General features: G+C 62.2%; 15 protein-coding genes. 8 read left to right on the top strand and 7 right to left on the bottom strand.

All coding sequences use genetic code 11. The features are described from left to right. Nucleotides 1-97 precede the first annotated feature (97 nt). Nucleotides 98-718: a YitT family protein gene (locus NDO48_RS11225; RefSeq protein ID WP_018427005.1), complete on the top strand. Its 621-nt coding sequence runs from the start codon at nt 98-100 to the stop codon at nt 716-718. Between the two features lie 161 nt (nt 719-879). Here the strand turns inward: NDO48_RS11225 and NDO48_RS11230 are convergent, their stop codons facing one another. The 4 genes from NDO48_RS11230 to NDO48_RS11245 all read right to left on the bottom strand — a co-directional run bounded on the left by NDO48_RS11230 (nt 880) and on the right by NDO48_RS11245 (nt 4,746). Further along, nucleotides 880-1,539 carry a peroxiredoxin gene (locus NDO48_RS11230; RefSeq protein ID WP_267321486.1) on the bottom strand — a complete coding sequence of 220 codons (660 nt, stop codon included), beginning with the start codon at nt 1,537-1,539 and terminating at the stop codon, nt 880-882. Nucleotides 1,540-1,700: 161 nt separating this feature from the next. Further along, a complete protein-coding gene (locus NDO48_RS11235) occupies nt 1,701-2,819 on the bottom strand; it encodes an ABC transporter substrate-binding protein (RefSeq protein ID WP_018427003.1) in 1,119 nt (372 codons plus the stop codon). Between the two features lie 174 nt (nt 2,820-2,993). Then, complete coding sequence (locus NDO48_RS11240) at nt 2,994-4,076, bottom strand: DUF1353 domain-containing protein (protein ID WP_157632694.1); 1,083 nt, start codon at nt 4,074-4,076, stop codon at nt 2,994-2,996. Nucleotides 4,077-4,479: 403 nt separating this feature from the next. Further along, the gene (locus NDO48_RS11245; protein ID WP_018427001.1) at nt 4,480-4,746 is read right to left on the bottom strand and encodes a sel1 repeat family protein; all 267 of its coding nucleotides are present in this window, start codon (nt 4,744-4,746) and stop codon (nt 4,480-4,482) included. Nucleotides 4,747-5,177: 431 nt separating this feature from the next. Between NDO48_RS11245 and NDO48_RS11250 the strand changes: the two genes are divergently transcribed. After that, nucleotides 5,178-5,522 (top strand): DUF2147 domain-containing protein, encoded by a 345-nt coding sequence (locus NDO48_RS11250; RefSeq protein WP_018427000.1) that lies wholly within the window; start codon nt 5,178-5,180, stop codon nt 5,520-5,522. A gap of 100 nt (nt 5,523-5,622) precedes the next feature. Here the strand turns inward: NDO48_RS11250 and NDO48_RS11255 are convergent, their stop codons facing one another. After that, complete coding sequence (locus NDO48_RS11255) at nt 5,623-6,339, bottom strand: glutathione S-transferase family protein (protein WP_018426999.1); 717 nt, start codon at nt 6,337-6,339, stop codon at nt 5,623-5,625. A gap of 171 nt (nt 6,340-6,510) precedes the next feature. Between NDO48_RS11255 and NDO48_RS11260 the strand changes: the two genes are divergently transcribed. The 4 genes from NDO48_RS11260 to NDO48_RS11275 all read left to right on the top strand — a co-directional run bounded on the left by NDO48_RS11260 (nt 6,511) and on the right by NDO48_RS11275 (nt 9,586). Then, nucleotides 6,511-6,681 carry a hypothetical protein gene (locus NDO48_RS11260; protein ID WP_018426998.1) on the top strand — a complete coding sequence of 57 codons (171 nt, stop codon included), beginning with the start codon at nt 6,511-6,513 and terminating at the stop codon, nt 6,679-6,681. A 47-nt stretch (nt 6,682-6,728) separates the two neighbouring features. After that, nucleotides 6,729-6,923, top strand: coding sequence for a hypothetical protein (locus NDO48_RS11265; RefSeq protein ID WP_026226993.1), 195 nt, complete (start codon nt 6,729-6,731; stop codon nt 6,921-6,923). Between the two features lie 68 nt (nt 6,924-6,991). Continuing rightward, on the top strand, nt 6,992-8,491 hold the full coding sequence (locus NDO48_RS11270) for an AMP nucleosidase (RefSeq protein WP_018426996.1): 1,500 nt from the start codon (nt 6,992-6,994) through the stop codon (nt 8,489-8,491). A gap of 60 nt (nt 8,492-8,551) precedes the next feature. Beyond that, nucleotides 8,552-9,586: an endonuclease/exonuclease/phosphatase family protein gene (locus tag NDO48_RS11275; RefSeq protein ID WP_018426995.1), complete on the top strand. Its 1,035-nt coding sequence runs from the start codon at nt 8,552-8,554 to the stop codon at nt 9,584-9,586. Nucleotides 9,587-9,669: 83 nt separating this feature from the next. Here the strand turns inward: NDO48_RS11275 and NDO48_RS11280 are convergent, their stop codons facing one another. Next, nucleotides 9,670-11,352, bottom strand: coding sequence for an electron transfer flavoprotein-ubiquinone oxidoreductase (locus NDO48_RS11280; protein ID WP_018426994.1), 1,683 nt, complete (start codon nt 11,350-11,352; stop codon nt 9,670-9,672). A 245-nt stretch (nt 11,353-11,597) separates the two neighbouring features. Between NDO48_RS11280 and NDO48_RS11285 the strand changes: the two genes are divergently transcribed. Together NDO48_RS11285 and NDO48_RS11290 are read left to right on the top strand one after the other, a co-directional pair. Next, on the top strand, nt 11,598-12,251 hold the full coding sequence (locus NDO48_RS11285; protein WP_018426993.1) for a hypothetical protein: 654 nt from the start codon (nt 11,598-11,600) through the stop codon (nt 12,249-12,251). 36 nt (nt 12,252-12,287) lie between these two features. Then, the gene (locus tag NDO48_RS11290) at nt 12,288-13,151 is read left to right on the top strand and encodes a uracil-DNA glycosylase (RefSeq protein WP_018426992.1); all 864 of its coding nucleotides are present in this window, start codon (nt 12,288-12,290) and stop codon (nt 13,149-13,151) included. A 12-nt stretch (nt 13,152-13,163) separates the two neighbouring features. On the opposite strand, the gene NDO48_RS11295 is transcribed toward NDO48_RS11290, so the two are convergent. Then, a complete protein-coding gene (locus tag NDO48_RS11295) occupies nt 13,164-13,559 on the bottom strand; it encodes a hypothetical protein (RefSeq protein ID WP_040456070.1) in 396 nt (131 codons plus the stop codon). Between the last annotated feature and the right edge of the window lie 97 nt (nt 13,560-13,656).

Below are 13,656 nucleotides of genomic sequence, written 5' to 3' on the forward strand. Positions count from 1 at the left end.
TGCGTCTTGCGCATGACAGACCGGCCCGGAATTCGGTACCGATTTTCGGGCCTGTGCCTTATTGCTGCGACGCAGCAGACATCATCAGGCAAGCGCAGTGACCAATATCGACAAAAGTGACGCCCTTCCGCACCGCCAATACGAGGACGTGCTGGCCCTGCTCACCGGCACCATGCTGGTGGCGCTGGGGTTGGTGCTCTACACCCATGCGGGGCTGATAACCGGCAGTTCGGCAGGGCTTGCGCTGCTGATCCAGTATGTGACGGGCTACGGCTTCGGCACGGTGTTCTTCGTCATCAACCTGCCCTTCTACTATCTCGCGGTGAAGCGCATGGGATGGCCGTTCACGCTGCGCACCTTTGCCGCTGTGGCGCTGATTTCGGTTCTGTCGCGGCTGACGCCCGACTGGATCAGCATCGCCGAAATCAACCCTCTCTATGCCGCGGTTGCTGGCGGCGGCCTGATGGGCATGGGGCTGCTGGTTCTGTTTCGTCACCGCGCCGGGCTCGGTGGCTTCAATATCCTGGCGCTCTATTTGCAGGACAATTTCGGCATCCGCGCCGGCTACTTCCAGCTCGGCGTCGATCTCGTCATCCTGGTGGTCTCGCTGTTTTATCTCGACTGGACAAATGTCGCGCTGTCGGTGGCGGGCGCTGCGGTGCTGAACCTGATCATCGCCATCAATCACCGTCCGGGCCGCTATGTCGGCATGAGCTGACGCTAGAGCGCTTCCGCTTTTCTTCAAATCGCGGAATCCCTCTATCTCTTTGTTTTTGCGCAATTCCGGACGGAAAACCGCTGCGCACTTTTCGTGGAGTTGCTCTAGACAAGCAAAAGGCCGCGCGTGGCGCGGCCTTCGATCACAGGCGCTGAAGTGGCTCAGGCCGTCGGCTGCTTGGTCCTCCTGAGGTAGGGCAGCACGCGCTCGAACGAACCGAAACGCTTGATGGCGTCCTCGTCCGACACGGCGGCGGTGACGATGACGTCGTCGCCCTGTTTCCACTGTACCGGCGTCGCCACCTGGTACTTGGCGGTGAGCTGGATCGAGTCCAGGGCGCGCAGGATCTCATCGAAGTTGCGGCCGGTGGACATTGGGTAGGTCAGCGTCAGCTTGATCTTCTTATCGGGGCCGATGACGAAGACCGATCGCACGGTGGCGTTGTCGGCAGGGGTGCGGCCCTCGGAGCTGTCGCCGGCGCTGGCCGGCAGCATGTCGTAGAGCTTGGCGACGGCAAGCGTCGGGTCGCCGATCATCGGATAGTCGACCTTGTTGCCCGACAGCTTCTCGATATCGGCCTTCCATTTGTGATGGTTCTCGACCGGATCGACCGAGATGCCGATCATCTTGGCGTTGCGCTTGGCGAAGTCGGCCTTGAGCCCGGCCATGTAGCCGAGTTCGGTGGTGCAAACCGGCGTGAAATCCTTCGGATGGGAGAACAGGACCGCGTAGCCGTCGCCGATCCAGTCGTGGAAGCTGATCGGCCCGTCAGTGGTGTCGGCCTTAAAATCCGGGGCGGTGTCGTTGATACGAAGACTCATGTTCGGATACTCCCTTGATGGCAAACACGCCCCCGCACCAGCCGAACGGCCGCAACCCTGCCTAGAAGCGCGTTTCCGGCATTGTGCTCCAGCCCACCCAAAACGACAATGGCCGGGACGAGCCCGGCCATTGCAACAAATCCAGCTTTTGCAGAAAAAGCTTACTGCGCGATCGGCGCGTACTTGCCGTCGTGCCACTGGTTGATGTCGTAGCTGGCGTTCTTGAGATCGCCCTTTTCGTCAAAGACGACATCGCCGACAACAGTATGGATCGGCTCGCCGTTCTTGAGGACTTCGGCGACCTTCATCGGGTCGTCGGTGCCGGCGCGCTCGATGCCCTGGGCGAAGGCCTGGACGACGGCGTAGGAGAAGAGCGTGAAGCCTTCCGGCACGAAGCCGCCGGCCTTGATCTTCTCGACCGCTTCCTTGGCCTCAGGCTTGGCCTGCGGGTCGGACGGGAACACGAACATCGTGCCCTCGCCGGCAGGACCGGCGATCTGCCAGAATTCGGGCGACGCGATCGAGTCGGGCATGATCAGCTGATATTTGAAGTTCTGCTCGGCCGACTGGCGCAGCATCAGGCCAGCTTCGGGGTGGTAGCCGCCGAAATAGACGACGTCGGCCTTGAGTTCCTTGAGCTTGGTGACGAGCGCCGAATAGTCCTTTTCGCCGGCGTTCAGGCCTTCATAGAGGATTTCCTTGAGGCCGTTTTCGTTCATCGTCTTGCGGACGGCATCGGCCACGCCCTGGCCGTAGGCGCTCTTGTCATGAAGGATGACGACGTTCTTGCCGGCATACTTCTTGGCGATCCACGGGCCGATGAAGGCGCCCTGGGCGTCGTCACGGGTGTAGAGGCGCATGATCGTCGGCCAACCCTTGGCGGCGGCATCATCGGTCATGACCGGATTGGACGAGGCCGGGCTCATCATCAGCGCGCCGCTCTCGGCGTAGACAGCCGAGGCCGGAATGCTCGAGCCCGAGCAGGCGTGGCCATCGACGAACTTGATGCCGTTGGCAACGATGCGGTTGGCGACCGAAACGGCCTGCTTGGGATCGCAGACGTCGTCTTCGATCGACAGCTTGATCTGGCGGCCAAGAACGCCGCCCTTCTCATTGATGGCCTTAGCGGCAGCCTCGGCACCCTGCTTGAACTGGTCGCCGATATTGGCGAGCTGGCCGGTCATCGGACCGACGACGGCAAAGGTGATGTCCTCGGCGAAGGCCACACCGGCGCTCAGCGACAGCGCGAGCAACGCGCCAACAGTACGTTTCAGATGCATATTCCCTCCCTGTGGACGCGCCTGACGTCAGGAATCGCGCCGCTAGCCCAGATATCCAATGCTTTTCGCCTGCGCCAGTGCCCCTCTTGGAGCATGGGCAGCAAGCCATTGTGCCTGTATCGACACACATGTACGGAGACAATCACGTAACTGGCGGAATGGCAACGTCTGGCGTCAGCCACCCTGCGGCCTGAGGACGTTGGGCGAAGTCAGCCAGTTCTGGTAGCTGCGGTCGGCCTCGATGACCTTGTTCCACTGATCCCGCTCGGCCACGGTCCTGGTGGCAGCCCACTCGATCCCGGTGCCTTTCAGGCCGTTCATCTGGGACGCCTCCACCAGATAGGTGTCCGGCAGCATCTTCGGCAGGGTCTCCTGGGCGATGCCGATGTTGCTGAGCTCGACAGCCTTCCAGCCGCCTGTGGTCTTGACCAGCCCGCCCTCCGCCTTGACGCTGGCCACGACCTGCTGGGAGTTGCCTTCGATCGGCACCAGCAGGCCGAAATCGGTGAAGTTGGTGCGGGCCTCGGTCGGGCTGTAGCCGGCGAAGGTCGTCGCCCCGTCGACCATGGCCTTGAGCTGCTCGACGCCTTCGAAGGTTGCCGGGATCTCGCCCGTCGCCGTCAGGTCGATAACCTTGCCGTCGGTATCCTGCAGCGTCTTGGCGATCGCCATCAGCTTGCTGACGAGGAATGTGTCGCGCTGGTCCTGCGCCAGGGCCGCCGCCCTGATGAAGATGTCGAATTTTCGGGACGGGGAAGACATCTGGGGAGCAGGCGCGGCGGCGGGCTTCGGACCGGCGTCCGTCGATGGCAGAAGCGAGCCGAGCTCGTCGAAACAGTTGGTGCCGTCGTTGGCGAGCGACTGCTGCGTCAACGACCAGTCTGGACCGCCGAGCCTGACGGCCGAATACATGAGCCACGCCTGCCAGGACGGCGTGTTGTTGGCCAGCATCGCGTAATAGAAATTGCGGTGCGTGTCGTGTGCGGTGCGCGTTTGGGTGCAGCAATAATAGTCATGGACGATCGACGCCGGGAAATACGGACCGTCATAGTTGTCGCCGACGATCAGCTCGAACAGCCAGGGAATGGTCGCGCCATCGGTGTAGCTTCCCGCCGGCACGGTCCAGCGAAGTCCGTTCGGGTCATCGAAGTTGACAGCCTTGGTGGTCCTGAACGGCTTTGGCGAGGCATCCGTCCGGTTTTCCAGCCCGATCGGAAGATCGATGAACTTGCCATAGTAGTCCTGGGCCCAGGACATATCGGCTGCAAGCAAGAGTATGAGCGTAGTCGAACTGCGAAGCAAAGTCCTGCGCATGCCACCCCCCATTTTTGCTGATTTTGCAAAGCAAACGATAGCATGTTTCAGCAACAACGAAAAAGCCGCGCCGATCTTGTCTCGATCGGTCGCGGCTTTTTTCGTGGAGAGTTCCCGCGAGCATCTTCGGCCCGTCGGAAGTTCGCCTGCCCTGTCTAACTGCTCTGTCCAATTGGTGGGGACATGCTGGAGATCATGTCCCTGGCGCGCCTTGCCCGTCCTTCAAGCCGTCGCGCTTCTGTTGTTGGGGGCTGCCATCCCGGCGTCCCCGTTCTTCCCCCGAAGAAATCTTGTCTTGCTGGTGCATGATCCGTTCCGAAAATCCAAGCGATTTTCGGGGCATGCACTAGTGCATCGTCATCCATTCGCGCGCTTCGCGCAGCGCCTTGACGATGTCGGTCTTGGACATCGTGACCGACAGCTCCGAGCGCAGTTCAGCAGCGCGGGCCGAGCCCTTGATGGCGGCGATGTTGAACCACTTGTGGGCGGCAACCACGTCGATGTCGCAGTCGCGGCCGGTGGCATACATCATGCCCAATTCCAGCAGAATATCAGCCTGAGCGGTGGTGCCCATCGCGCCAAAGCCGGCTTCAAAGATTTCGAAACGTGCCATTTTCTTGTCCCCTGTCCGTCTCCTGGAGCGGGCCTGCCTGGGTCACCAGGAGCCGCCCTTCGATGCTTCCGAAGATGCCGGGGAGCCTTGAATCTGCCGTTAAATGGCTTGCTTAACCCGAAGAAAACAAAGTCAAAACAAAGGGTAAAGCTTGGATTTCGTTAAGGATAGGAAGCCTTGGGCTGCCTGGGATTTGAAGAAAATGCGATGAAAATTCGCCTGTCTGCGGCTAAGTCTTTGATAACCACGCCCGACATCCGCTGATGGTGGGAGATGAACTTTCGGCGGCGAAAGGGACTTTTTCGGGCCAGAAAAAAGCCGGCAACTTCCCCAGCGACACCGCTTTTGTTTTGGCGAAGGCTGCATTACGCTTACGTTTGCGTAAACGTCACGCGGGGGAGACGCCTGTGACACCAACCGGGAGGACTTCAATGTTTCGCAAGATGAGCATGGCCGTTGCGGCTACCCTGATGCTGGCGGGCGCGGCCTATGCCGATCCGATCGAAGGCAACTGGAAGACGGAAGCCGGCTCGACGGCCGCGATCGCAACGTGCGGCAGCGGCTTCTGCATCACGCTGAAAGACGGCAAGCACGCCGGCAAGCAGATCGGCACCTTCAACGCGGACGGCGGCAATGCCTATTCGGGCAAGATCACCGACCCCGCCAATGACAAGACCTATACCGGCAAGGCCTCGGTGGCCGGCTCGAACCTGAAGATGAAGGGCTGCGTGCTCGGCGGCCTCATCTGCAAGAGCCAGAACTGGACGAAGCTGTAAGATCGAATAGGGAGTAGTGAGTAGCGAATAGAGGGGAAGACCGAGGGCTTCGACGCCACGTGTTCCCTGTTCGCCACCCACTACTCCCTATTCGCTGTTTTCACGCCCTCGCTCGCTGACCGAACAGCACCTTCTGGGCTTCCTTGTCGTCGGCGAGATTGCGGCGGTGGTCTTCACCCACGGCGATGCCGCGGACAACGGCCGGACGGGCCAGCAGCGTTTCAAACCAGCGCTTGAGGTGCGGGAAGTCCTCGATGTCCTGGCCCTGGTTCTTGTACGGCTTCACCCAGCCAAGCGCTGCCATGTCGGCAATCGAATAATCGCCAGCCAGGAATTCGCGATCGGCGAGGCGCTTGTTCATCACACCGTAGAGGCGGTTGACCTCGTTGGTGTAGCGGTCGACGGCATAGCCGATCTTTTCGGGCGCATATTGCCGGAAGTGATGGGCCTGGCCGGCCATAGGGCCGAGGCCACCGACCTGCCAGAACAGCCACTGGTCGACCTCGACACGCGTGCGCTCGTCGGCCGGATAGAATTTGCCGAACTTGCGGCCGAGATATTGCAGGATCGCCCCTGACTCGAAGATGGAGATGGGCGCTGCCTTGCCGTCGACGGCCGGACCTTCCGGATCGACGATCGCCGGCATACGGTTGTTGGGCGCGATCTTCAGGAATGACGGCTCGAACTGCTCGCCCTTGCCGATGTTGACGTATTTGATCGTGTAGGGAACGCCAAGTTCCTCCAGCATGATCGAAATCTTCCAGCCGTTGGGCGTCGGCCAATAATAGAGGTCGATCGGCAAAGTCTGCGTGGTCATTCCGAACTCTCCGTGTTGTGCACTGCACAGGAGATATGTGCGGGTGGCCGGAACGCAACCCTGAGCCCCTGTTAAAGACCGTCAATAAATTTGAACCGAGGATGAACGGAGGTCTCAGAACCCGTTCAGCAGGGCTTTGGCATATTCCGCTCCATCGAAGGGGATACACCAATGCTTGCTCGTCGCTTCACCATCGTATGCCTGCTCAGCGCCCTGTTTGGCATCGCCTTCGCAACCCTCGTCGCCGAGGTGAGCCGTCCGGCCCATTCCTGGGAAATCGGCAGCGTGGTGCCCTGCGTGTTCGAAGAAAACATGAACTGCAAGCCGCCCTTGAGACACTAACCGACAAAAGAGACCGATCCGCTCCAGCACGAAAAGAAGAAACGCCGATGACCCGCCCCGCTTCCCACATCGCAAACATGGTTCGTATCGCCTTGCGGGCGGCGCTCATCCTGCTCGTTCTGGCTGCCCCCGTTCTCGCCGTGCCGCAGCTGCGCGGCGACGCCGGCAATACCATCGAAGCGCCAGCCGCACGCAAGAACGGCGTCGGTTTCGTGCTGTTGGTCAGCCTGCAGCGGGCCTGACGCGACGATTTGGCGAGGCTGTAATACGAACCTCTCCCAACCGTCACAATTGATCTCTATAATGGGTCATGGAAAAGCGAATCTATCCTGAACCCATCGAATCCATCACCACGCCGGAGCCTTATTCCCGGCAGAGCTTCACCGACGCCCATGAGGCAGTGAAGGCGCTCCAGCAGCTCTACGACCGCAACACGGCCTTCCTGCGCGACGCATTTGCATCGCTCGCGCACGGCACGCCGCCGCAGCGTTTCCGGGCCTGCTATCCTGAGGTCGGCGTCGTCACCTCGTCCTATTCGCAGGTCGATTCCCGCCAGGCTTACGGCCACATGCCGACGCCCGGCCTGTTCACCACCACGATCACCCGGCCCGACCTGTTCGAGAGCTACCTGGTCGAGCAGCTGAAGCTGATCATGCGCAATCACGGCGTCTCGGTCACCGTGTCGGAATCCTCGACGCCAATCCCGCTGCATTTCGCCTTCCTCGAGGGCACCCATGTCGACGCGGCCGTCGCCGAGCGCATCCAGCGCCCGATCCGCGACCTGTTCGATGTGCCCGACCTCGATGGTACCGACGACCACATCGCCAACGGCACCTTCGAGATTCTGCCGGGCGAGCCGCGACCGCTGGCAGTATTCACCGCCCAGCGCATCGACTATTCGCTGCACCGGCTGGCGCACTACACGGCGACCACGCCGCAGCATTTCCAGAACTTCGTGCTGTTCACCAACTACCAGTTCTACATCGACGAGTTCGTGGTGCTTGCCCGCGAGCTGATGGCCAAGGGCGGCGGCGGCTACACGGAGTTCGTCGAACCGGGCGGCGTGGTGACCAAGGCCGGAGAGAGTGCGCCATCAGAAGGCAACCCGCCGCCACGGCTGCCGCAGATGCCGGCCTATCACCTGAAGAAGGCGGGCCATGGCGGCATCACCATGGTGAATATCGGCGTCGGCCCCTCCAACGCCAAGACCATCACCGACCACGTCGCGGTGCTGAGGCCGCATGCCTGGCTGATGCTCGGCCACTGCGCCGGCCTACGCAACACCCAGGCGCTGGGCGACTATGTGCTGGCGCACGCCTATGTGCGCGAAGACCACGTGCTCGACGACGACCTGCCGGTGTGGGTGCCGATCCCACCACTGGCCGAGGTACAGGTGGCGCTGCAGGAGGCCGTCGCCGAGGTGACCGGGCTGTCCGGCTACGACCTCAAGCGCATCATGCGCACGGGCACGGTCGCCACCATCGACAACCGCAACTGGGAACTGCGCGACCAGCGCGGGCCGGTGCAGCGTCTGTCGCAGTCTCGGGCGATCGCGCTCGACATGGAATCGGCGACGATCGCCGCCAACGGCTTCCGCTTCCGCGTGCCCTACGGCACGCTGCTGTGCGTCTCCGACAAGCCGCTGCACGGCGAACTCAAGCTGCCCGGCATGGCCTCGGAGTTCTACAAGCGGCAGGTGGCCCAGCACCTGACCATCGGCATCCGGGCGCTGGAAAAGCTCGCCGAAATGCCCAATGAAAGGCTGCATTCGCGCAAGCTGCGCAGCTTTGCCGAGACGGCATTCCAATAGGGCCCGGAACGGGCACCCGATATCATCAATGAGCCGCAATTGTGCGGCCATGAAGCAGACATGACGACACCGGCCTTGCTCATGATCGCCAAGATCGCCTGTTTTTCGGCGATGCTGCTCATTTCCATTCCGCTGGTCGCCGGCTTTTTCGGCGCCTGGCATCCGGCGCTGGATTCGTTTGCGCATTTCCGCGTGCATCTGGCGGTCCTGATGATGGTCGCGGCGCTGCCGCTTCTGGCCACCTCGATGCGCTGGCCCGCGGTTACAGCACTCGTGTTCGGGGCTGCAGCCCTTGCCACGACCTCGCCTTCCATACCCGGCATAGGCTCGGTGCACGCGGCCTTCGAGCCACGCCAGGGCAACCGCCCTGTCTACAAGATGCTGCAGATGAACCTGCGCTTCGACAATGCAGAGCCGGCCAAGGTGCTGTCGCTGGTCGGGCGCATGCAGCCCGACGTGATCACCTTCGAGGAAGTGTCGAGGATGTGGACGCGCAAGCTCGAACCGCTGTTTGCGCGCTATCCCTACCGGATGATTTGCCCTTATCCGAACAATGTGTTTGGGGCAGCGATCCTGTCGCGCCGGCCCTTCGTCGAGGGCAGCGAGCCGCAATGCTACGGCGGCGGGGCACTGGCTGTCGCCAAAGTCGATTTCGGCGGTCGCGCCGCCGATGTCGTCGCCCTGCATCTCGGCTGGCCCTGGCCGTTCGAGCAATCGAGCCAGATCGATGCGCTGAGCCCGATTCTGGCCGGGCTAGACCAGAACGCCATTCTGGGCGGCGACTTCAACGCGACGCCCTGGAGCAATTCCGTCAGCCGCGTCGCCGAAGCCGGCGGCATGACGCTGATGCCCTCGGCCGGGCGCACATGGCTGACATTCATGCTGCCCGACTTCATGCGCTTTGCCGGCCTGACCATCGACCATGTGATGGCCAAGGGCGAGATTACGGTGCACTCGGTCAAGATGGGCGACGACGCCGGTTCGGATCACCGGCCGCTGCTGGTGGAATTCTCCTTCAAGGACAGCGTACCGGAGCCCGAAGACGTCGAACCGCAGACGGTGCGGCTCGAAACGCCGCCGGCGCCGCGCGGCTAGACCAAAATCTTCGCCACGAACAGAAACGGCCCGGAAGTCGATGACCTCCGGGCCGTTGAATTGTTCATTGGCTGCGGAGCAGCTTACATGTTCGGGTAGACAGGCCCCTCGCCGCCCTGCGGCGGCACCCAGTTGATGTTCTGGTTGGGATCCTTGATGTCGCAGGTCTTGCAGTGGACGCAGTTCTGCGCGTTGATGACGAACTTCGCATCCGCATGGCCGGGATCGCCGGCGATCGAATTGCCGTCGGCATCGACCCATTCATAGACGCCGGCCGGGCAATAGCGGCTCGAAGGCCCGGCAAAAACGCCGTATTCCGAACGCTTCTGAAGTTCCGCATCCTTGACCTGGAGGTGAACCGGCTGGTTCTCCTCATGGTTGGTGTTGGACAGGAACACCGACGACAGGCGATCAAAGGTCAAAACGCCATCGGGCTTGGGGTAGTCGATCTTCTTGTGCTTCGAAGCCGGCTCAAGCGACTGGGCGTCCGTCTTGCCGTGCTTCAGCGTGCCGAAGGGTGAGACGCCGAACAGGGTGTTGAGCCACATGTCGAGGCCGCCGAGGCCGACGCCGAGAATGGTGCCGAAACGCGACCACAGCGGCTTGACGTTGCGGACCTTCTTCAAATCCTTGCCGATATCGGTGGCGCGCCAGGCCGCTTCGTAGGCGGCAAGCTCGTCATTGGCGCGGCCGCCGGCGATGGCCTCCGCGACATGTTCGGCAGCAAGCATGCCCGAGAGCACGGCGTTGTGCGAACCCTTGATGCGCGGAACGTTGACCAGGCCGGCCGAGCAGCCCATCAGCACGCCGCCGGGGAACGACAGCTTCGGCACCGACTGGTAGCCGCCCTCGGTGATGGCGCGGGCGCCATAGGACAGGCGCTTGCCGCCCTCGAAGGTGCCGCGGATCGCCGGATGCGTCTTGAAACGCTGGAACTCCTCGAAGGGCGACAGATACGGGTTCTTGTAGTTGAGGTGGAGGACGAACCCGACCGCCACCATGTTGTCTTCGAGATGGTAGAGGAACGAGCCGCCGCCGGTCTTCATGTCGAGCGGCCAGCCGAAGGAGTGCTGAACGAGGCCCGGCTTGTGCTTTTCGGGCGCGACCTGCCACAGCTCCTTGATGCCGATGCCGAACTTCTGCGGCTCCTTACCGGCGCCGAGGTCGTATTTGGCGATCAGCTGCTTGGCGAGCGAACCGCGCGCGCCCTCGCCAATCAGCACATACTTGCCCATCAGCGCCATACCAGGAGCGAAGGACGGACCGTGCGAACCGTCGCGTTCGACGCCCATGTCGCCGGTGTAGACGCCTGTTACCGCGCCCTCATCATTGTAGAGCAGGCCTGCGGCGGCAAAGCCCGGATAGATCTCGACGCCGAGCGCTTCGGCCTTGGTGGCCAGCCAGCGGCAGACATTGCCGAGCGAGACGATATAGTTGCCGTGATTGCTCATCAGCGGCGGCATCAGGATGTTCGGCAGCTTGACCGAACCTGCCGGCCCGAGCACCAGGAAATGGTCGTCGGTGACGGGGGTCTTGAACGGATGGTCGGCGTCTTCGCGCCAGTCGGGCAGCAGGCGGTTGATACCGATCGGGTCGACCACCGCGCCTGACAGGATGTGGGCTCCGACCTCGCCGCCCTTTTCGAGCACGACCACGGAGAGCTCGGGATTGACCTGCTTGAGCCGGATCGCCGCTGCCAGACCCGCCGGCCCAGCGCCAACGATGACAACGTCGAATTCCATGCTCTCGCGCTCGATATCGCTCATCAATCCCTCCGCGTTGGCTAACCCTGTCCCAAGGGCAATCTTTTGGCTACGCGCTGCATAGCGCATCAGTCGGAAACGTCAAACCGGACCAATCCGCACATCGGCTGTTTGGCCTAGCTGCAGCCCGTCCAAGTCGAGAATTATCTTACGTTAACGTAAAGGTCAAAATATTTCGCTTTCCGCCCCGATGTGACAGGGTAGTGTCGGCGGCAGGTTGCCCATCGCTTTTCGTCCATTGATTCTTCATGCGCCAATTCGTGCCTTGCAAGACCGGACTGAAACGCTTCAGCCCCACAAGCCACATGCTGGCGGTGGTCTCCCTTCTTATTGCGACGTGTTTGGCCGGCGAAGGTCGTTCGCAGGAAACCGCGGACGGACAGAAGCTCTGGACCAGCGGCGCCTATTCGTTTTCAGACGAGCTCGGCGGCTTCCGCATCACCTCGGTCTCGGGCATCGGCACGCGCGAGGACCCGCTTGTCATCAGGGAGGAGCTGGAGTCGTCGTCGCCGGTGACGCTGACCATCCGCACCACACGACCGATCAGGCCCTTCGACACGTCCGGGCTGTACGCCAACGGCATCATGTTCATGCGCATCGAGGCGCTCAACAACAGCGGCCAGGCATGGATCGAATTCGAGTTCGAACTGCAGGAGATCGAGGGCAAGCCGAGCGACTTCGGCGATGGCCTGTCCTTCGACCAAAGGCGCGGCGACAGCGCCAACATCTCGTCGAGCAGCTTCTCCAAATATGTCAGGGATTTCGAGCCCTATGACCGGCTGCGCTATACCGAAGGCAAGATAGACCCCGGCGAGGCCGCCGATTTCAACTTCCTGATCACCGACTACACGCCGCGCTGGCGCTTTTATATAGTGCAGGACCCGCGCATTCCGTCGTCGTGAACTTGCAAATCGGCGTCCGAACGCCGAAAAAGAGCCATGGCCTCCATTTCGGGAAATGAACGTCCGGATCTGCGCGATCTGCTCGCCTTCTATGCGGCGGCGGGCGTGGACGAGGCGTTGGCCGACGATCCCATCGACAGGTTCGCCGAAAGCGCGGCGGCGCGACAGGCAGCGCCGGCGACGCGTGCTGCCCAGCCGGGCCTTTCCCGGCCAGGCGTATCCGCTGGGAGCGACAGAACAGCTGCTGCGCCGCCGCCACGGCCCGTTGCGGCTGCGGTGCCTGATGAAGCGCAGGCTGCCGCGGCACGCGAGGCCGCCTCGAAAGCCGCCTCTCTCGACGAGTTGCGCCAGATTCTCGAAAGCTTCGACGGCTGCAACCTCAAGGCTACGGCCAAGAGCATGGTGTTTGCCGACGGCAACCCCGAGGCCGACCTGATGCTGGTCGGCGAAGCGCCGGGACGGGACGAGGATCTGGAGGGGCTTCCCTTCGTCGGCCGCTCGGGCCAGCTGCTCGACCGCATCCTCACGGCCATCGGCCTCGACCGGAAGTCGGCCTATATCGCCAACGTCATTCCCTGGCGTCCGCCCGGCAACCGCACGCCGACACCACACGAAACGGAAATCTGCCGGCCGTTCATCGAACGCCAGATCGCGCTCGCCAATCCGAAGGTGCTGGTGTCGCTCGGCGGCCCGTCGGCCAAGCTGTTGACCGGCGCGCCCGATGGCATCCTGCGGCTGCGCGGTAACTGGAAGACGCACAGGACGGCCGACGGAACGGTCATTCCGGTCATGCCGACGCTGCATCCGGCGTATCTGTTGAGAAATCCCGCCCACAAGAAACTTGCGTGGCGGGATTTCCTGGAGATCAAGGCCAAGCTGAGGGAACTCGGCGGCCTGTAGGGCGCAACCGGTTCAGGCGACGGCGACCGTACCGGCACGGCGGATTCCAATGAACTGCAATTCGGCGAAAACTGCGACGGCGAGTGCCTGGACTACCACGAAGGCGATGCCAAGAGCGTTTGGCGCAACGGCACCCGACAAGAGCAGGACGAAGCTGCCGATTACCCAGAGCATGTTCAGTACGATAATGACGGGGAGCAGGCCGCGCGGCACGCTGTCACGCCGGGCTATGACGACCAGCATGGCGACGAAGGGGATGAGCAGCAGGCCGGCCCAGAACAGCAGCGGCTCGGGCAATTCGAGAAGGCCCGCAAGCAGCGGCGCGCCGAGCAGCATCAAAAGTGCTGTGGCTCCGCTGGCAAGGGCATCAAGGTAAAGCGTGTTGCGGAGGAACATGGTGACTGTCATGGCAGGCTCCTTTGGGTTTGTCTTGGCGGAGGCTTCGCTTGCTGCGTCCGCCTTCCTTGAGGCAACATCCCACTGCGCCAGCCTTGATGCGATTACG

The organism is Aminobacter sp. MET-1, from assembly GCF_026521175.1.
Taxonomy (GTDB): Bacteria; Pseudomonadota; Alphaproteobacteria; order Rhizobiales; family Rhizobiaceae; genus Aminobacter.